The sequence below is a fragment of the Janthinobacterium aestuarii genome (assembly GCF_051380835.1).
GTDB lineage: Bacteria > Pseudomonadota > Gammaproteobacteria > Burkholderiales > Burkholderiaceae_D > Janthinobacterium > Janthinobacterium aestuarii.
Genome location: NZ_JBNYXU010000003.1, coordinates 20738 through 40120 on the forward strand (window position 1 = coordinate 20738; position 19383 = coordinate 40120).

General features: G+C 64.3%; 17 protein-coding genes. 4 read left to right on the forward strand and 13 right to left on the reverse strand.

The features are described from left to right. Nucleotides 1-81: 81 nt before the first annotated feature. The 11 genes from ACQ4WO_RS09640 to araD all read right to left on the reverse strand — a co-directional run bounded on the left by ACQ4WO_RS09640 (nucleotide 82) and on the right by araD (nucleotide 12462). Entirely contained in the window at nucleotides 82-1485 is a 1404-nt protein-coding gene (locus ACQ4WO_RS09640) for a porin (protein ID WP_436481200.1), read from the reverse strand. 65 nt (nucleotides 1486-1550) lie between these two features. Continuing rightward, complete coding sequence (locus ACQ4WO_RS09645) at nucleotides 1551-3005, reverse strand: NAD-dependent succinate-semialdehyde dehydrogenase (RefSeq protein WP_436481201.1); 1455 nt, start codon at nucleotides 3003-3005, stop codon at nucleotides 1551-1553. A 29-nt stretch (nucleotides 3006-3034) separates the two neighbouring features. Further along, nucleotides 3035-3823, reverse strand: a complete 789-nt coding sequence (locus ACQ4WO_RS09650) for an SDR family NAD(P)-dependent oxidoreductase (protein WP_436481202.1) — start codon at nucleotides 3821-3823, stop codon at nucleotides 3035-3037. Between the two features lie 28 nt (nucleotides 3824-3851). Next, a complete protein-coding gene (locus ACQ4WO_RS09655) occupies nucleotides 3852-4760 on the reverse strand; it encodes an SMP-30/gluconolactonase/LRE family protein (protein ID WP_436481203.1) in 909 nt (302 codons plus the stop codon). Beyond that, complete coding sequence (locus ACQ4WO_RS09660; protein WP_436481204.1) at nucleotides 4753-5646, reverse strand: aldose 1-epimerase; 894 nt, start codon at nucleotides 5644-5646, stop codon at nucleotides 4753-4755. The genes ACQ4WO_RS09655 and ACQ4WO_RS09660 overlap by 8 nt, the downstream gene beginning before the upstream one ends. A gap of 8 nt (nucleotides 5647-5654) precedes the next feature. Further along, nucleotides 5655-6485, reverse strand: a complete 831-nt coding sequence (locus tag ACQ4WO_RS09665; protein WP_034755232.1) for a carbohydrate ABC transporter permease — start codon at nucleotides 6483-6485, stop codon at nucleotides 5655-5657. Next, nucleotides 6482-7396 carry a carbohydrate ABC transporter permease gene (locus ACQ4WO_RS09670; RefSeq protein WP_139089627.1) on the reverse strand — a complete coding sequence of 305 codons (915 nt, stop codon included), beginning with the start codon at nucleotides 7394-7396 and terminating at the stop codon, nucleotides 6482-6484. The genes ACQ4WO_RS09665 and ACQ4WO_RS09670 overlap by 4 nt, the downstream gene beginning before the upstream one ends. Before the next feature lie 76 nt (nucleotides 7397-7472). Continuing rightward, complete coding sequence (locus ACQ4WO_RS09675) at nucleotides 7473-8723, reverse strand: ABC transporter substrate-binding protein (RefSeq protein WP_436481205.1); 1251 nt, start codon at nucleotides 8721-8723, stop codon at nucleotides 7473-7475. 46 nt (nucleotides 8724-8769) lie between these two features. Beyond that, complete coding sequence (locus ACQ4WO_RS09680; RefSeq protein ID WP_436481206.1) at nucleotides 8770-9873, reverse strand: ABC transporter ATP-binding protein; 1104 nt, start codon at nucleotides 9871-9873, stop codon at nucleotides 8770-8772. Between the two features lie 64 nt (nucleotides 9874-9937). Continuing rightward, nucleotides 9938-10750: an HpcH/HpaI aldolase family protein gene (locus ACQ4WO_RS09685; protein ID WP_436481207.1), complete on the reverse strand. Its 813-nt coding sequence runs from the start codon at nucleotides 10748-10750 to the stop codon at nucleotides 9938-9940. A gap of 44 nt (nucleotides 10751-10794) precedes the next feature. Beyond that, nucleotides 10795-12462, reverse strand: coding sequence for an L-arabinonate dehydratase (gene araD / locus ACQ4WO_RS09690; protein WP_436481684.1), 1668 nt, complete (start codon nucleotides 12460-12462; stop codon nucleotides 10795-10797). A gap of 396 nt (nucleotides 12463-12858) precedes the next feature. On the opposite strand from araD, the gene ACQ4WO_RS09695 reads away from it, so the two are divergent. Next, nucleotides 12859-13893, forward strand: a complete 1035-nt coding sequence (locus ACQ4WO_RS09695) for a LacI family DNA-binding transcriptional regulator (RefSeq protein ID WP_436481208.1) — start codon at nucleotides 12859-12861, stop codon at nucleotides 13891-13893. Nucleotides 13894-14115: 222 nt separating this feature from the next. Next, nucleotides 14116-14610 (forward strand): hypothetical protein, encoded by a 495-nt coding sequence (locus ACQ4WO_RS09700; protein ID WP_436481209.1) that lies wholly within the window; start codon nucleotides 14116-14118, stop codon nucleotides 14608-14610. Between the two features lie 43 nt (nucleotides 14611-14653). On the opposite strand, the gene ACQ4WO_RS09705 is transcribed toward ACQ4WO_RS09700, so the two are convergent. Continuing rightward, nucleotides 14654-14842: a hypothetical protein gene (locus ACQ4WO_RS09705; RefSeq protein ID WP_436481210.1), complete on the reverse strand. Its 189-nt coding sequence runs from the start codon at nucleotides 14840-14842 to the stop codon at nucleotides 14654-14656. A gap of 134 nt (nucleotides 14843-14976) precedes the next feature. Between ACQ4WO_RS09705 and ACQ4WO_RS09710 the strand changes: the two genes are divergently transcribed. Beyond that, entirely contained in the window at nucleotides 14977-16089 is a 1113-nt protein-coding gene (locus ACQ4WO_RS09710; RefSeq protein ID WP_436481211.1) for a transketolase-like TK C-terminal-containing protein, read from the forward strand. On the opposite strand, the gene ACQ4WO_RS09715 is transcribed toward ACQ4WO_RS09710, so the two are convergent. Next, nucleotides 16074-16565 carry a MarR family winged helix-turn-helix transcriptional regulator gene (locus ACQ4WO_RS09715; protein WP_436481212.1) on the reverse strand — a complete coding sequence of 164 codons (492 nt, stop codon included), beginning with the start codon at nucleotides 16563-16565 and terminating at the stop codon, nucleotides 16074-16076. The two genes, ACQ4WO_RS09710 and ACQ4WO_RS09715, sit on opposite strands and share 16 nt — an antisense overlap. A gap of 132 nt (nucleotides 16566-16697) precedes the next feature. Between ACQ4WO_RS09715 and aceE the strand changes: the two genes are divergently transcribed. After that, a complete protein-coding gene (aceE, locus tag ACQ4WO_RS09720; protein WP_436481213.1) occupies nucleotides 16698-19373 on the forward strand; it encodes a pyruvate dehydrogenase (acetyl-transferring), homodimeric type in 2676 nt (891 codons plus the stop codon). Nucleotides 19374-19383 lie beyond the last annotated feature (10 nt).

A 19383-nucleotide genomic window follows, 5' to 3' on the forward strand; every position in this document is an offset into this window, starting at 1 on the left:
GACGATCAACTCCTGTGAAAACCGGCCGCCGCATGGCGGGGCATGCGGCGGGCCGGCGGTGCATCAACAATTAAGTATTCATTAAAAGACGAGGAACATGCCGGCGGTCAGCTCGACGGGGCTGTAGCCGAAGTAGTTATTGTCCCCCCGGAACTGCAATACGCCCAGCTTGGCGTGGCTGTTGTTGGCGATGCGCGTGGCATAGGCATAGAACGACAGGGTAGGCTGGAAGTTGTACAGGTAGCCCAGCGAGTACGCGGTCGACTTCGGCTTGCCCACGCCATCGCCCGTGTTCGCGCCGAACGCGCCCCTGGCGTTGGCGCCGTCATAGCTGATGTGCGCCAGGCTGCCCTCGATGCGGTGCTTGCCGATGTCGTACGCACCCGACACGCCGAAGGCGTCGGCCGCATAGCCGCCCGCGTTCGACACCCGGTAGGACGTGTAGGAACCGCCCAAAGTAAAATCGTGCCACTTGTAGCGCGCGCCGACGATATCCGTCACCTGGTTGCGCTTGATGAAATTCGGCGTGCCGGCCGTACTGATGTCGTTGCTCTGCTGGTAATCCATGTGCGCATAGCCGAGGAACAGATCGCCCTTTTTGTACAGCACGTTGGCGGCCCAGCTGCGGCCATCGTTTTCCAGGTCGGTGGCGGAAGACGCCTGCTGGCCGGCCGAATACGATACCTCGGCCGAGACGTTGTTCCAGGTGGGGCTGCGGTAGCGCAGCGCATTGCCGTAGAACAGGGCCGTGCCCGAGTTGTTGCCGGCCAGGCTAGTCGTCTTGCTGGCGTTGCCCGTCACGGGGTCTTTCAGGTAGCGGCCCAGGGATTCGGGGCGCGTGAGCGAGAACAGGGCGCTGAAGTCGTTGGCGCCGTAGTTGTGCGCCGACGCCAGGTCGGCCCCCAGCGACACCCAGAACGGCGCCATGTACATGGTGCCGCCTTCGATCGAGCCCCAGGTGGTCGATGCAAAGCCGACGGTGGAACCGCGGTTGAACAGCACGGACGAGGTGGTGTTGTTTTGCGTGCCGCCGCCCGCGTTGCCGTTGAACAGGTTGAGACCCGTCTCGACGCCGAAGATGGCCTTGTATTCATCGCTGAAGACCCAGGCGCCCGTCAGGCCCAGGCGGCTGGCCATCTCGCCCTGGTTCAGGCGGTGGTTCGTCAACTGGCGCCCGCTGGCATCCTTGCCGCGCGAGACCGTATAGCCGATGTCGCCGCGGCCGTACAGCTTCCAGTTGAAGCCGGTGACGGGTTTCACGGATGCCGCCGCTGGCGCTGCTGCCATGGCTGCGGCAGGTGCCGCCGCAGGTGCAGGTTGGGCCGCCTTCGCTTCCATCTGCGCCACCCGGTCCTGCAACTGGGCCAGCATGGCTTTCATGTCGCTCAGTTCGTCGGCGCGCGCGTTAGCGCTAACAAATGACGCCGAGAAAAGGGTGCCCGTGATGGCCGCGGCCAATGTGGTCTTGCGTAACGTCGTTTGCATGATCCTGTCTCCTGTGTTTTTATAGGTGTATTGTTGCTGATCCCTGCCTTGCCTACATTAAATAATCAAATCCCTCCCATGCATAAATATTTGATATCGAGAAAGTCGTCCATGCCGTAATGCGAGCCTTCGCGGCCCATGCCCGAATGCTTGACGCCGCCGAACGGCGCCATTTCATTGGCGATCATGCCCGTGTTGATGCCGACCATGCCCACTTCCAGTTCTTCCGCCACGCGCCAGACCCTGCCCAGGTCGCGGCTGTAGAAATAACCGGCCAGGCCGAATTGCGTGGCGTTGGCCATGGCGACGACTTCGTCTTCGCTGCCGAAGCGGAACAGGGGCGCCAGCGGGGCGAAGGTTTCCTCGGTGGCGACCAGCATGTCGCTGTTCGCTTCCAATACCACGCTGGGCTCGAAAAAGCTGCCGCCCAGCGCGTGGCGCTTGCCGCCGATGGCCAGCTTGCCGCCCTTGGCCAGCGCGTCGGCGATATGCTGCTCGATCTTGCGCACGGCGTTTTCATCGATCAGCGGGCCTTGCGTCACGCCAGCGTCCAGGCCATTGCCCAGTTTCAGCTCGGCCACCTTGGCCACCAGGCGAGCGGCGAAGTCGTCGTAGATGCTGTCCTGCACGTAGATGCGGTTGGCGCACACGCAGGTCTGGCCGCTGTTGCGGTATTTCGACATCAGCACGCCTTCGACGGCCGCGTCGATGTCGGCGTCCTCGAAGACGATGAAGGGTGCGTTGCCGCCCAGTTCCAGCGACAGCTTCTTGATCGTGCCGGCCGCTTCGCGCGACAGCCAGGCGCCCACTTCCGTCGATCCCGTAAACGTGATCTTGCGCACCAGGTCGTTGTGGCACAGTTCCGTGCCGATCGCCTGCGCCGCGCCCGTCACCACATTGAAGACGCCGGGCGGCACGCCGGCGCGCAGCGCCAGTTCGCCCAGGGCCAGGGCCGATAGCGGCGTTTGCGACGCCGGTTTCAGGACCATGGCGCAGCCGGCCGCCAGGGCAGGGCCGGCCTTGCGCGTGATCATGCCATTCGGGAAATTCCACGGCGTGATGGCCGCGCACACGCCGATCGGCTGCTTGATGACGACGATGCGCTTGTCGTTCGACGGCGGCGCGATCACGTCGCCATACGCGCGCTTGCCTTCCTCGGCAAACCATTCCAGGTAGGCCGCGTTCGAGACGATCTCGCCCTTCGCTTCCGCCAGCGACTTGCCTTGCTCGCTGGTGAGGATCAGCGCCAGGTCGTCCGCGTGCTGCACAATCAGGGCATGCCAGGCGCGCAGCACCGTGGCGCGCGCCTTCACCGTCTGCTTGCGCCACAGCCTGAAGGCCGCGTGCGAGGCGGCGATGGCGCGCCGCGTCTCCAACGCGCCCATGCGCGGCACGGTGGCGATGACTGCGCCCGTGGCCGGGTTGGTGACATCGATGGTGGCGCCGTCATCGGCATCGCACCAGACGCCGTCGATCAGACATTGTTGTTTCAACAGGCTTGCGTCTTGCAGGTTCAACATGAGGGTTCTCCTTGGATGGGTGATGCGGCTTAACCCGCTACAGATACTTGCGCGAGGCCCGCGTCGACGATGATGTTCTGGCCCGTGATGCCGTCCGAATCGTCGGCCGCCAGGAACAGGGCCGTGCGGGCCACGTGGCCCGCATCAAGCCGGTATTTCAGGCATTGCAGTTCGATGAAACGCCGGTCTTCCTCGGGATCGCGCCACAGGGCGGCCTGGCGGTCGGTGACGATGGCGCCCGGGGCGATGGCGTTGACGCGGATATTCTGTTCGCCCAGTTCGCGCGCCAGGGTGCGCGACAGGCCCGCGATGCCGGCCTTGGACGTGGTGTAGCCGACCAGGTTGGGGCGCCCGCGCATCCATGAAATCGAGCCGAGGTTGATGATGGAGCCGCCCCCGGCGGCCGCCATGCCGGGTGCCACCTGCTGGATGGCGAACACATGGTGCTTGAGGTTCAGGGCCAGGCAGTTGTCCCAGTACTCGGGCGTCAGTTCTGCCAGGCTGTGGCGGTCGTCGCGGCCCGCGTTATTGAGCAGCACGCGGATGGCGCCGAAACGCGCTTCGATGTCGGCCAGGCTGGCCTGGTAGGCGGCGATGTCGCGGATGTCGCTGTACACAAAATAGGGCGCATGGCGGCACAGAGGCGCGAGGCGCGCGGCCAGGGCGGCGCTGGCGTCGCGGTCGATGTCGCAAAAAGCCACTTGCGCGCCTTGCAGGGCGAAGTGTTCGACGAGCGCAGCGCCGATGCCGGAGCCGCCGCCGGAGACGAAGACCACGCGGTCCTGCAGGCTGGGGTAGAGAGTGATGTTGGCGTTCATGCTGTCCTCGGGGGCAAATTGTGGGGTATCAATCCCGGTAAAGGGGTTCGGGGCGGCCGGCCACGTCCAGGCGCACGGCAAACAGGCCGCCGGCCTGCGGCTGGCGCGCCAGTTCATCGTCGCTTGCGCCTTCGCGCGCGCTGGTGATGTACAGGGTGCGCAGGTCGGCGCCGCCAAAGGCGATCATGGTGGGGCGCGCGACGGGCACGTGCACGATGCCGATGATCTCGCCCTGCGGCGAAAAGCGCAGCACCCGGCCGCCTTCGTACTGCGCGCTCCAGTAGCAGCCTTCCGCGTCGATGGCCGCGCCATCGGGGCGGCCGCCGTACACGGCTTCTTCGCCCTTGACGGGAAGGCGCGCGAACAGCTGGCGCTCGCCCACCTGGCCGCTGGCCGCGTCAAACGCGAAACGGTAGATCACGTGGTTCGGCGTGTCGGACTGGAACAGGGATTTCCCGTCGGCCGCGAAGGCCAGGCCGTTGCTGACTTTGACGCCAAGATCCTGTTGCGGCCCCCAGCCCAGGCGCGTGGCGCCCCGTTCCAGGCAAAACATGGCGGCCAGTTCCGCCGTGCGCGGCTCGTACATGGCGCCGGCCCAGAACCGCCCGGCGCTGTCGCAGCGGCCATCGTTGAAACGCATGTCGCGGCTGTCGTACGGTGCATCGGCCAGCTTGTCGAGCAAGCCTTCCTGCGGATAAAAACGGTAGAAACCGTCGCGCAGGGCCGCCACCAGGCCGCCCTTTTCAGCCAGGGCGATGCAGCCCGGCTCGCACGGCACCCACCAGACACGATCGAGGTTTGTCGCCGGATCGTAGCGGTGCAAACGGCGCCCGGCGATGTCGATCCAGTACAGACACTGCTCGGCCACGCTCCACAGCGGGCATTCGCCCAGCTGGGCGCGCGCATCGAGCACGAGTTCGGCTTGCCATTCACGCATGCTGTTTCTCCTCGATTGCCAGGCGCATGGCGATGTGCAGGCTCTCGCCGTGCGCCAGCAAGCGCATGCCCGTGCCCTGCGCGCCGCGCGCGGCCAGCGCAAACGCGTTATTCGCGTGCGTGACGGGTTCGATGGCGATGAAACTGCGCTCATCGTTCGGCGCGAAGCAGACGAGGTGGCCGCAATTGTCGCTGGCCGACAGGTGCACGGCATAATCGCCGTAATCGAGGCTGGCGCGGCCCGTCCAGCCGCTGTAGCAATTGTCCGCCTGCCAGCCGGCCACCGGCTGCGGCGTGGCGAATGGCGACGCCTGCGCCACGGGCGCGAGACCGGCCGGCAAGTGGTCGTCGCCCATGTTCCACACGCCATCCCACTGCGCCTGCAGGCGCAGGCCAGGGGCCAGCGGGAAGTAGGGGTGAAAACCCAGGCCGGCGGGCATGGCGCGCGCGTCGTCATTGCGCACCGATAAAGTCAGGCGCAGGCCGGCTTCGTCGAGCAGCACGGTTTGCTGCACCGTGCAGGCGAACGGCCAGTCGGCGTCGCCGCCATGCACGAGCAGCAGTTCGGCGCTGTCGCTTGTTCGCGCCGCCACGTGCCAGGCGCGCTGCCAGCCGAAGCCGTGGATGCTGTGCGGCTCGGGCGGGAAGTTGGCGCGTAGCGCATGCGCGTGGCCATCGGCTTGCAGCACGGCGTTGCCGATGCGGTTCGAATACGGCGCCAAGGGATAGCAGGCCATCTGCCGCACATTGGCACTGGCACAGCTGGGCGCGGCGCGCAGGATGTCGCGCCCGCGCCAGCGGAGCGCCGTCAGCGCGCCACCCGTAGCCGGGTGAACGTCGGCGTGGCAGTCGCCATGCGCGAGGGTGAAGGGAGGCTGGTGGTTCATTTTCAGCCTCAGCCCTTCAAGCCGCCCGAGGTCAGGCCGCTGACGACCTTTTCCTGGAAGATCACGATCAGCACGACGATGGGCACGATAGCCACTACCAGCGCCGCCGAAATGATCGGCCACGGGAAGGCGAACTCGCCCTGGTACAGCTGGATGCCGACGGGCAGGGTGCGGTAAGCCACGGCCGAATTCATCGACAGCGCCAGCAGGAACTCGTCCCAGGAATTGACGAACGCGAGGATGGCGGCCGTCGCCACGCCAGGCGCGGCCAGCGGCAGCACGATGCGCCACAGGGCGCTCAGGCGGGTGCAGCCGTCGAGCATGGCCGCGTTTTCGATGTCGCGCGGGATATCCTGGAAAAAGCTCACCATCATCAGCGTGCAGATGGGCAGGTTCAGCACCGTGTACGGCAGCACGAGCGCCCAGTAGGAATTGAGCAAGCCCAGGCTGCGCATGATTTCGAACAGCGGCACCATCAGGGTCACCAGCGGGAACATCGACACGCCGATGATGGCTGTCAGGATCAGGCCACGGAAACGCAGGCGCAAGCGGGCGATCGCATACGCGGCCAGCGCGCTGATGAACAGGCTGAGCAGAGTCGACAGGCCGGCCACGATCAGGCTGTTGGTCAGGAACGTCAGCAGCGGCTGGTCCTGGAAGGCCGAGATGAAATTGCCGATGGTCGGTTCGTGCGGCCAGTAGGTGATCGGCTTTTGCGTCAGCTCGCTCTCGGTTTTCAGCGAGGTAAACAAAATCCACAGGGCGGGGAAGACGCCGTTGAGGATGACGATCGCGGCGGCGAACCAGCGCAGGCGCTTCGATGAAAACAGGCCGCTCATTCTTTGTCTCCTCTTACATATTTCAGATATACGAACGTGGTGGCCATCGACAGCAGGAACATGAACACCGCCAGGGTCGAGCCGTAGCCCACGTCAAGGTAGTCCACCGTATTGGACTGGATATACATGGCCAGGGTCTTGGTTTCGTCGCCAGGGCCAGGCATGTTGTACGGAATATCGAAGGACTGGATGGCCGTCAGCGTGCGGAAGATCAGCGCCACCAGCATCGATGGCACCAGCAGCGGCAGCGTCACTTCCGTAAATTGCTTCCACTTGCTGGCGCCGTCCACTTCGGCCGCTTCATACAGCGAGGCGGGGATCGTTTGCAGGCCGGCCAGCAAAATCAGGGCCATGAACGACGAGGTTTTCCAGATGGTCGTGATGCAGATGGCGGCCATCGTCAGCGCGGGCGAGTTGAACCAGATTTGCGGTTCCCAGCCCAGGCCGGGGATCAGCAGGTCGATGCGGCGGATGATGTCGTTCACCAGGCCGTATTCGCTGTGGAAGAACCAGGCGAAGATCAGGCCGACGAAAGCCAGCGGCAGTGCCCACGGCAGCAGCAGCGCCAGGCGCACGGGCCAGCGGTACTTGAACGGCATGTTGGCCAGCATGGCCAAGCCCAGGCCCGCCACCAGCGCGCCCGGCACGGTGACGACGGTAATGATGATGGTGTTTTTCAGCGACTTCCAGAACAGGCTGTCTTCCAGCGCCATCTTGTAGTTGTCCAGGCCCACGAAACTGGGCAGGCTGCCGCCGGACAGGCGGATGTCGAAAAAGCTGTTGTAGATCAGTTTGCTGACCGGGTAGGCCACGATCAGCAGTAAAAACAGAATCGCCGGCGTCAGCAGGACCCAGGCCAGCGTCGTTTCGCTGGGGTCCGTGATGCGGCTTTTCAGGGTGCGTTGCCTCATGATTTCCTCGTCTGTTGCGGTGTGCGTATGCGTGTGCCGCTCGGGCCGCCGTCGTGGCGGCACGGGCGCATGCCGGTTAGCGCAGGATGCGCTTGACCCGGTTTTCGATCTCGGCCACGCCGGCCGCCGGCGTTTTCACGCCCGCCATCACGGCATTTGTATTGACGCGCACGGCTTCGGACACTTCGCTGTAGCGCGGCGTGACGGGGCGCGAACGGGCGCTTTGCACCACCGGCAGGGCATCGGCGAACCAGCCATTGGCGGCCAGCACTTCCTTGTCCTGGTAGACGGACGGGTAGACGGGCAGGTTGGAGGCCTTGATGGCCAGCTGCTTCGACACTTCCGGGCTCGACAGCCAGCGCACCAGCTTGGCCGACGCTTCCTTGTTCTTCGAGAACGAGGACACGGCCCATTGCCAGCCGCCGATGCACGAGGCAGTTTTGCCGCCCGCCATGGCCGGCAGGCTGACGACGCCGACTTTATCTTTCACGCTGCTGTCGGCGCCATCCTGGAAGTGATTCCAGGCATAACCCCAGTTGACGGCAAACAAGACGTTGCCGGCCTGGAATTCCTTGCGCGTATCGTCGGTGGCCACTTCGGCGATGTTCTTTTTCGCCACGCCCTGGTCGACCAGCTTGCGCCACATGGCCAGGCCCGCTTCCGCCTTGGGCTTGTCCAGGGTCAGCTTGCCGTTGGTGACCAGTTCGCCGCCCTGGCTCCAGTACGGCAGCAAAAAGGTGCAGACGGCGCCTTCGATGGCCTTGCCCTGGAAGCTGATGCCTTGCAATTCCGGATTCTTTTCGCCGGACTGGATGGTGCGCGCCACGGTGGCCAGCTCATCCCAGGTTTTCGGCGCCGCCAGCTTGTACTTGGCGAGCAAGTCCTTGCGGTAGTAGAGGAACATGGCGTCGGCAAAGGCGGGCAGGGCCACGACCTTGTTGTCGACCATATTCGCTTGCTTGTAGGCGGGCAGGTACTGGCCCATGATCTTGTCGCGGTCGGCGCCCAGGTATTTGTCCAGGCTTTCGATCCAGCCGGCCGACGCGTACTGGGCCGGGCGGATGATGTCGATCAGGAAGACGTCCAGGGTGGTGTCGCCGGCCGACAGCACGGTGTTCAGGTATTTCTGCTGCAGCTCGGACGTGGCGCCGCCCGTTTCCAGGTCGATCTTGACGCCGGGATTGGCCGCCATGAACTTGGTGAACAGTTCGCGCATGACTTCGGGGCGCTCCTGGCCGCCGACGAAAACCTTCACCGTTTGCGCGTGGGCCGCAGTGGCAAGAACGAACGTGGCGCCGAGCGCCAGGACGAGGGATTTGATACGCATGATGTTTGTCTCCTGTTTTGGTATGGGAATGCCGCTTGTGCGCGGCTTATCGGGATGGCAGTACCGCGCCGCCCTGCGGATCGAACAGATGGAATTTCTCCATGTCCAACTGCACCGTCACTTGCTGCCCTGGCGCCAGGGCAAACGTGGGCGGCAAACGCGCCGTCAATTCGCCGCCTTCGCACTGGAAGATGACGAGCGTTTCCGCGCCCAGCGGTTCGACCACCACGACAGTCGCGGCCAGGGCGGCGCTGGCGCTGCCGGCCGCTTCCAGCGTGATGTCTTCCGGGCGGATGCCGAATTCCACGGCGCGGCCATCGAGCTTGCCGCAGGCGGCCTGGCGTGCCGGCGGCAGGGCCAGGCGCGCTGCGCCCAGCACAATCTCGGCCTGGCCGGCGCCGTTGCGCGCCACCTTGGCGCCGAGGAAGTTCATCGGCGGCGAACCCGTGAATCCCGCGACGAATTTCGACACGGGTTCGTTGTAGATCTGGTCCGGCGTGCCGACCTGCATGATGTTGCCGCCGGACAGCACGACGATGCGCTCGGCCAGGGTCATCGCTTCGACCTGGTCATGCGTGACGTAAATGGTGGTGGCGCCGATGCGCTGGTGCAGTTTCTTGATTTCCGTGCGCATTTCCGAGCGCAGCAGGGCATCCAGGTTCGACAGCGGTTCATCGAACAGGAACAGCTTGGCCTGGCGCACGATGGCGCGGCCCATGGCCACGCGCTGGCGCTGGCCACCGGACAGGGCGCGCGGCTTGCGGTCGAGCAAGTGGTCGATTTTCAGGATGGTGGCGGCGGCGCGCACGCGCTGTTCGATTTCCGCCTTCGGAAACTTGCGCAGCTTCAAGCCAAAACCCAGGTTGTCGAACACGGACTTGTGCGGATACAGCGCATAGTCCTGGAACACCATGGCGATGTCGCGCTCGCGCGGCGGCAAGTCGTTGATGACCTGTCCCTCGATGGAGATGGTGCCGCCCGTGATGGTCTCGAGCCCCGCGACCATGCGCATCAGGGTTGATTTTCCACAACCCGAAGGGCCCACGAAGACGACGAATTCGCCTTGCTTGATTTCCAGGTCGATGCCATGAATGACTTCGACGCCGTTGTCGTACTTCTTGACGACCTTTTCCAGTTTTACACCTGACATGCTTGTCTCCAAAAGATGCGAATGACGCGTCTGAGCGCGCTACGTGCGTTGCAACAGAAATAGATTAGTAGGCACCCGTGTCGAGGGCTTTCGCCAGCGACGGTTTCAGGGCCGTGATAAAGGCATTGGCCTGGCGCATCATCATGCCCATGTCCGAGGCGATGGCCACGTAGTCATAGCCGTAATGGATGAAAGTGTGCACCATTTCCGGCGAGGGGCCGACAATGCCGATGGGTTTGCCGATGGCGCGGGCGCGGCGGGCCGCGTCGGCAATCGCCGCCTGGACATCTGGATGGCCGATATTGCCGATATGGCCCATCGCTGCCGACAGGTCGCCGGGTCCCACGAACAGGGCGTCGACGCCATCGATGGCGGCGATCTCTTCCAGCTGCGCCAGGGCGGCCGGCGTTTCCAGCTGGATAATCGAGAAGACGGCGCCGTTGGCGCGGGTGGCGTAGTCGGGCACGGTGCCATAGCGGCTGGCGCGGTGCATGGCTGCAAAGCCGCGCGTCCCGGAAATAGCCTGGCCCGGCTGCGGATAGCGGGTGGCGGCCACGGCGCTGCGCGCTTCAGCGGCGTTTTCCACGAACGGGAACATCAGGGTTTGCGCGCCGATGTCGAGCGCGCGCTTGATCTGCACGAGGTCGTTCCAGGCCAGGCGCACGACGGGGCAGGCCGGCGTGCCGCCCACTGCCTGCAGGATCTGGTAGGCGTCCTGGTAGTCGATAGGCACGTGTTCCATGTCCAGCACCAGCCAGTCGAAGCCGGCGCAGCCCATGGCTTCGGCCGTCACGGGCGTGCCGGCCATCAGCCAGCTGCCCAGCGGTACTGCTTTGTCCGCCAGCAGGGCGCGGAAGCGGTTGTCCAGGATATCCATATTTACTTTTTGCTCTCTATATATATGTAGGGAAGACGGCGGCGTCAGAAGATTGGCGGCTCGGGCGTGGCGGCGTTGCCCAGCAAGAAGTCCAGGTCGCAGCCCTGGTCGGCCTGCGTCACGTGCTCCATGTACAGCTTGGTGTAGCCGCGCGCATATTTTTGCGCCGGCGCCTGCCATTCGGCGCGGCGGCGCGCCAGTTCCTCGTCCGTCACGTCCATGTTCAGGCTGCGCGCGGCGATGTCGAGTTCGATCATGTCGCCGTTGCGCACCAAAGCCAGCGGACCGCCCACGGCCGCTTCCGGCGTCACGTGCAATACGCAGGTGCCGTAGTGGGTGCCGCTCATGCGCGCGTCGGAGATGCGCACCATGTCGCGGATGCCTTGCTGCAGCAGCTTTTTCGGCACGGGCAGATTGCCCCATTCCGGCATGCCGGGCGCGCCGATGGGGCCGCCGTTGCGCAGGATCAGGACCGTGTTTTCATCGATGTCGAGGTCCGGCGCGTGGATGTGCGCCAGCATCTCCGCGTTCGAGTCGAACACGAGGGCGCGGCCCCGGTGCTTGGCGAATTTCGGATTGGCGGCCGACGGCTTGATGACGGCGCCGCCAGGGCACAGGTTGCCGCGCAGCACGGCCAGCGCCGCGCCGTCGGCCACCGGCTGCGACACCTTGCGGATCACGCTGTCGTCGAGGCACACGGCGTCGGCGATGTTTTCGCCCAGACTGCGGCCCGTGACAGTCAAGGCCGTCAAGTCCAGCTGCGGCGCGATTTCCTTGAGCAGGGCCGACATGCCGCCCGCATAGAAGAAATCTTCCATCAGCTTGTCGCCGGACGGGAAGAGGTTGGCGATGACCGGGACTTTTTGCGCCATCGCATCCATTTCATCGAGCGACAGGGCCAGGCCGGCGCGCCCGGCGATGGCGACCAGGTGAATGGCCGCATTGGTCGAGCCGCCGAGCGCCATGTAGGCGGCCACGCCATTCGACAGCGCGGCGCGGGTGAAGAAGCGCGACGGCTTCAAGTCTTCCCACACCATGCCGACGATGCGCTCGCCGCATTGCGAGGCCATGCGTACGTGATTGGCGTCCATGGCGGGAATACTGGTGGCGCCCGGCAAGGTAAAGCCCATCGCTTCGACGATGGACGTCATGGTGGACGCCGTGCCCATGGTGTTGCAGGTGCCGGGCGAGCGCGTCATCTTCGCTTCGAGCTTGATCCACTCGGGCTTGGCGATGTCGCCGGCCACGTAGTCGTCCCAGAATTTCTTGGTGTGCGTGCCCGCGCCCACGCTCTGGCCGCGGTAGCGGTCATTGAGCATGGGGCCGGCAGGGCAGAAGATGGCGGGGATGTCCATGCTGATGGCGCCCATCAGCATGCCGGGCGTGGTCTTGTCGCAGCCGCCGAGCAGCACGGCGCCGTCGATGGGCAGCGAGCGCAGCAGTTCTTCCGTTTCCATGGCGAGGAAGTTGCGGTAGATCATGGTGGTGGGCTTGACCATCACTTCGCCCAGCGACAGGGCAGGCAGCTCGACGGGGAAGCCGCCTGCCAGCAGGATGCCGCGCTTGACGGCCTCGGCCCGTTCGCGCAGGTGCGAGTGGCACGGCGACAGGTCGCTCCAGGTATTGATGATGGCGATGACGGGGCGGTCGAGGAATTCCTCGCGGCGCAAGCCCATCTGCTGCAGGCGCTGGCGGTGGGCGAACGAGCGCATGTCGTCTGGGGCCAGCCAGCGCTGGCTGCGCAGGGATTCCAGCGTGCGGCGGGAGGTAGCGGAGTTCAATGTGTGTCCTTTTTGGTTGCCTGGCCCGCTGCGTATGGCGTTCCAGTGCTGCTGTCTCGGGTCTTGCTTGTCGCCTTTGTTAGCGCTAACATTGCAAGTACAGCGAAATATAATTTGAATCGCACGGGGCTGTCAACAGATTTAATGCAGGGTGCAGGCGCAAAGCCCTTACACTATCGGCATGATTTCATTGACGCCAATTTCCAGGATGAAATTTCTGCGGCCCAGCCGATGAGCCGTAGCGCACCGGCATGACGCCGGCATCCCCCGTGCGTGCGGCCATGGCATGATGCGTGGTGATTACCGATTTTTGAGAAGGCAGTACCCATGAACGACCCAGTACGCAAGCGGCGCGGCCTCGGCCGCAGCACCGTGTTCGATGTGGCCAAATTGGCACAGACCTCGGCCATTTCCGTGTCGCGCTATTTCAAGGAACCGGACCGCGTGTCGCAGGAAACGCGCGACCGTATCAAGAGCGCCATCGACCATCTCGGCTACATCCGCAACGAGGCGGCCGGCGGCCTGGCCTCGACCCAGGGCCGCATCGTGGGCGCCATCGTGCCCAGCGTGTCGAACTCCATCTTTGCGGAAACCATCCAGGGCTTGTCGACCACCTTGTCGCAGCACAATTACCAGTTGCTCCTGGCCACCCACGATTACTCGATCGAGACGGAAGAGAAGGTGGTGCGCGCCTTTCTCGGCTGGTCGCCGCGCGCGCTCGTGCTGACGGGCGCCGATCACAGTGCCGCCACGGAAACCTTGCTGGCGGGCTTGCAGATTCCCGTCATCGAAACGTGGGATATCCGCCCCGAGCGGCCGTATCCGCAGATCGGCTTTTCGCATATCGCCACGGGGCGCGACATGACCTTGTACTTGCACGGGCAAGGCTACCGGCGCATCGTCTACGTCGACAGCGGCATCGGCAGCGATTTCCGCGCGCGCAAGCGGGCCCAGGGGTATGAGGAAACCATGCAGCAGCTGGGCTTGCGTGCGGAAATCGTGCAAGCGTCGGTGACGGCGCCGCTCGATGCGGGCGGGCAAGTGTTCAGCGAGCAAATGGCGCGTGCCGAGCGTCCCGACGCCCTGTTTTTTGCCAACGACAACATGGCTGCCGGCGCCATCTATGAAGCGGCGCGCCTCGGCATCCGCATTCCCGAGCAATGCGCGGTGGCGGGCTTCGGCGACTTCCCGTTCTCGGAAAAACTCATGCCGGCGCTGACGACGATACGCGTGCCCCGCTATGACATCGGCCGCCTGGCCGCGCAAGCCATCCTGCAGCGCCTGGGCGAAGTGGACGAGGGTGCCGCGCCACCGGCCTTGGCGCCGCTGCCTTACGAGCTGATCGCGCGGGCCAGCGCCTGACGGCCACTGTCAGGGGTAGATATTGATGAATCATATTTCTATCATCACAACATGCAATTGGCTTGATATGCTGCGATGCGGCATCATGCATCTGTCTCCTCTACTTCCTCACAGGAATTAGATTCAGCCCGCTCCCGCAGCGGGCTTTTTTTTTGCCTGCTTCCATGGCCTTATCGCTTCAGATAAGCTTGTTTAAACATAAACATGCAAGGAGACAAGTTGATGATGCCTTTGTTTCGCGTCGCCGGCACGCTGGCGCTGATGGCGCTCGGTGCCTGTTCGGCGGAGAAGCACCCGTTTGACCGCCATTTGGCCCAGTTGCGTCCGGTCACGGTCGCAGCGCTGCCCGATATGGGGTGGCCGCCCGGCACGATGTTGTGCCCGATGGGAATTTATCAGAGCGAGCTGAGCGACTCGGTGCCTCATGCAGACCGCGTTAACGCATTCCTGAAGCAAAAGAAATTTCTGGGTGATGAAGGCCGTTGGTCGCTGATCGTCGTCACACCGATGTCCGAAGGGGGCGCCGGTATCGAGCAATTGCTTTTCAAGCGCGGCGATTATGACGTGATCAATGATCCGCAACTCATCGCGCGCGATGCGGAAACGGTGCCAGCGGGGTTTGCGCCGCACGATTGCGTGGCCGTAGAGCAAGCCCGCGTGCTGGTGACGCGTGAACAAAGATCGCATCGAAAACGCGTCATTTTTGGAACGAGCTAGGCCCGCTTCCGTCGCGGTTTTTGCCCGCGTCGTGCGTGGTGCGCTACAGCACATTCGCCGCCACAGCCGAACTGTAGTTGCGCGCCAGCGCCGCGATGATGGCGGCCATCGCCTGCGGGTTGTCCGTCACGCCGAAATGCGCGGCATACAGGCGCTTGGCCGCCTCGACTTGTGCATTCGTCAGTTTCACGGCATAGGCCATGCGCACGGTTTCAGGATTGTTCAGCGTCATTTTTCACCTCGAAGACAGGATTTTGCTTGGCTCGCGTCACTTGTACGCGCAAAGGATTGCAACTACAATCGTTGCATTTGCAATCGTATAGGCAATATCTGCCTTACGCAAGCATTGTTGCGACAGGAGCCTGCATGCATTCTTCCCCTTTATTCCCTCCACAGTCATTGGACGTGGCGCGCCACGCCGTCCAAGCCTGCCTGGCCGTGCTGGCGGCACCGCCGGCGTTGCCGTTGCGGCAGGTGTCGCCGCGCCGGGCGCTGGGCGCCATGGCGGGCAGCTTGCAGACGGGCCCGGGCGCGGCGAACGCCATCCGCGTCGTGCGCGCGGAAGTGACGCACCGGCCTGGCGATGCCTGGAATGTGACGGCGTCCGCCAGTGCCTGGCCGCTGCGCTATGGCGCCGACAAACCGCTGCTGTATCTGTGCCGCCCCGCCTCGCTCCAGGCATTGAATGGCGTGCTGGTCGATGCGCGCGAGCGTGGCATCGTCTGCAGCGATGCGGAAACGCAATCTTCTCGCTGGCCAAAAGGCGTGCAGCCCGCGCTGCCCGCCTGGCTGGCCACGCAGCACAATTGCACGCCGTTCGACCCGGCCACGGGCGAGGAAGTGCGCGCCATCCTGCGCTCGGCACTGGAAACGCTGTACCTGGAACAGCAGTCAGGCTATTACTATCTGGCCATACATGACGAAGATGCGGACGAAGGTGCGGATGAAAATGCGGGCGAAGATGCGGTGGCGGCGCCCTTGTCGGACGCCGATGCGGCAGCGGCCAGCCTGGGCATGTACCGCGTGTCGCCGCCGGGGCCGGCGCCATGCCGGATGCGTCTGTGCGGCGCGGGAACGATGCTGGCCGTCGTTGCCGAAGCGGCACGCTTGCTGAAGGAGGACTGGGATATTGCCGCGCAAGTGTGGAGTTGCCCCAGCTATACGCGCCTGGCGCGCGATGCGCAGGCGGCGGAGCAGTGGAACCTGCGTCATCCGCGCGCCGTCCCGAGACTGGCCCATGTGCGGCGCTGCCTCGATGACAGTGCCGCGCCCGTCATCGCCGTCACCGGCTATGGGCAGCACATCGCGGGCCAGATCGGCGGCTACGTGCGCGGGCGTTTCATCGCCGTCGGCGCTGACGCCATGATGGAGGTCAGCGCGCCATGGCTGGCCGTCACCGCCTTGAAAGCCCTGGCCGACGATGGCGCGCTGCCCCTGCAGTTCGTCGAGTACGCGCTGCGGCGTTACGCTTTGCTCTGAGCCTTGCCCTGACCTGCGTTGCGTGCCGCCTCGGCGGCGCGCGCGAGGGCGGCGCTGAAGTCCTGCTGCTCGCCGCTGTCAAATTGCGCCAGGAACAGGTCGGCCACCGTGGCCTGGTAGACGGCCCACATCTTCTTGCGCAGGATTTTCCCGTCTTCCGTGATGGAAACGAAGGCGGCGCGCCCGTCTTCCATCGAACGCGTGCGCGTCACCAGCCGGTCCGTTTCCAGCCTGTCCACCAGGCGGGTCAGGTTGTAGCGCTCGATGGCCAGAGCGTCGGCCAGTTCATGCATGCGGCGCGAACCGTCCTGTCCGCTTTCGAGTCCCCACAGCACGTCATACCACGCATACACGGGCAGGCCGGCGGTGGCGAGGCGGCGCTCGATTTCGCGGATCATCAAACGGTGCGTGCGCACGAACGCGAACCACAGGTCGGGCGCAGGGGCCGAGCCAATTTCAGGCGCAGTTTCAGACATCGGTATTCCTCCAGATCGATCACGGTTGCAAATGCAATTATAGCGCTATACAATGGCCGCCGTAACGATTGCAAATGCAATGATTGCATAAGCAATTATTCGCGTTTTGAATTCCCAACCCAGGAGACTGCCATGACCATATCCCTTGCTGTGCCCGATATCGACCCGCAGGAAACCAAAGAATGGCTGGAGGCGATGCAAGCCGTCGTCGCGGTGGAAGGGCGCCCGCGCGCCCATTATTTGCTTGACCAGCTCGTCGATTCCGATTCCGCGCAGCACGGCGGCATGCATGGCCGCGTCACCACCGCCTATACCAACAGCATCGCCGCCGAACGCCAGGGCGCGTATCCGGGCGACCTGGCCATCGAGCGCCGCCTGAACGCGTATATCCGCTGGAATGCGATGGTGATGGTCTTGCGCGCGGCCAAACACTCGAACGTGGGCGGCCACATCGCCACCTACCAGTCGGCGGCCGTGCTGTACGACGTGGGTTTCGACCACTTTTTCCGTGGCCGCACGGACCAGTTCGCCGGCGACCTGGTCTACATCCAGGGCCATTCCGCGCCCGGCATCTATGGCCGCGCCTATCTGGAAGGGCGTATCACGGAAGCGCAGCTGGACAATTACCGCCGCGAAGCGGGGCGCGAGGGCTTATCCTCGTATCCGCATCCCCGGCTGATGCCCGACTTCTGGCAATTTCCCACCGTCTCCATGGGCCTGGGCCCGCTGACGGCCGCCTACCAGGCCCGTTTCATGCGCTACCTCGAGTACCGTGGCTTGAAGGAGCACCAGGGCCGCAAGGTATGGGCCTTCCTCGGCGATGGCGAGATGGACCAGCCCGAATCCCTGGCCGCCATTTCCCTGGGGGGACGCGAGCGCCTCGATAACCTGATCTTTGTCGTCAACTGCAACTTGCAGCGCCTTGACGGCCCCGTGCGCGGCAACAGCAAGGTCATCCAGGAACTGGAGGGCACGTTCCGTGCGGCGGGCTGGCATGTGATCAAGGTCATCTGGGGCAGCGGCTGGGATGCCTTGCTGGCGCGCGATACGAGCGGCTTGTTGCGCCAGCGCATGATGGAATGCGTGGACGGTGATTACCAGACCTTCAAGTCGCAGAATGGCGCTTACGTGCGCGAGCATTTCTTTGGCAAGTATCCGGAACTGCTGGCACTGGTGGCGCACATGTCGGACGACGACATCTGGAAGCTGACGCGCGGCGGCCACGACCCGGAAAAAGTGCACGCCGCGTATGCCGAGGCGATGCGCACACCGGGCCGTCCCACCGTGATCCTGGCCAAGACCGTCAAGGGTTTCGGCATGGGCGAGGCGGGCGAAGGACAGAACATCAACCATCAGCTGAAAAAGATGAGCGCCGACGCCGTGCGCGCGTTCCGCGACCGCTTCGCGTTGCCCGTCAGCGACGCCCGGCTGGAAGAAATGCCCTACCTGAAACCGGCGCCGGACAGCGAGGAAGGCCGCTATTTCGCCGCGCGCCGGGCGCAGCTGGGCGGCTACATTCCCGCCCGCATCAGCAAGGTCGTGCCTTTGCCCATACCGCCGCTGTCCGCGTTCGCCACCCAGCTCAACGATAGCGGCGAGCGGGGCGCGTCCACCACCATGGCCTTCGTGCGCATCCTCGGTACCTTGCTGAAAGATCCCGCCTTGAGCAAAATCATCGTGCCCATCGTGCCGGACGAGTCGCGCACGTTTGGCATGGAAGGCCTGTTCCGCCAGATCGGCATCCATTCCTACCTGGGCCAGCTGTACACGCCGCAGGACGCCGGGCAGCTCAGCTATTACAAGGAAGCCAAGGATGGGCAGATATTGCAGGAAGGGATCAATGAATCGGGTGCCATTTCTTCCTGGATCGCCGCCGGCACGTCGTACAGCAACCATGGCCTGGCCACCATCCCGTTCTACATCTTCTATTCGATGTTCGGCCTGCAGCGCGTGGGCGACCTGGCGTGGGCGGCGGCCGATGCCCGCACGCGCGGCTTTTTGCTGGGCGCCACGTCAGGCCGCACGACACTGATGGGGGAAGGCCTGCAGCACGACGATGGCCACAGCCACGTGCTGTCGTCCGTGATTCCCAACTGCATTTCGTACGACCCCACGTTCGCGTATGAGCTGGCCGTGATCATCCACGACGGCATGCGCCGCATGTTTGCCGAGCAAGAAGATATTTTCTATTACATCACCTTGCTCAACGAAAACTACCCGCACCCGGCCATGCCGGCAGGGGCCGAGGCCGGCATCCTGCAGGGCCTGTATCTGCTGCAGGAAAGCCCGGAAGCCCTCACGGCAACCACGCCGCGCGTGCAGCTGATGGGCAGCGGTTCCATCCTGCGCGAGGTGCTGGCCGCCAGCGTGCTGCTGCAGCAGGATTTCGGCGTGGCGGCCGACGTGTGGAGCGCCACCAGCCTGACGGAAGTGCGGCGCGACGGCCTGGCCGTGGAACGCTGGAACATGCTGCATCCGGACAGCGAACCGCGCGTGCCGTATATCGAGCAATGCCTGGCTGGCCGGCACGGCCCCGTGGTGGTGGCGACCGACTACATGAAAATCGTCGGCGACCAGGTGCGCCCGTTTGTGCATGACCGGCGCTTCATCACCTTGGGCACGGATGGCTTCGGCCGCTCCGATACGCGCGAATCCTTGCGCACCTTCTTTGAAGTGGACCGCCATTTCATCGTGCTGGCCGCGCTGACGGCGCTGGCCGATGGGGGCCAGCTGCCGCGCAGCAAGATTGGCGAAGCCATCGCCAAATACGGCATCGACGTGGACAAGCTCGATCCCGCGTCCGTGTAACTTTTTTCGA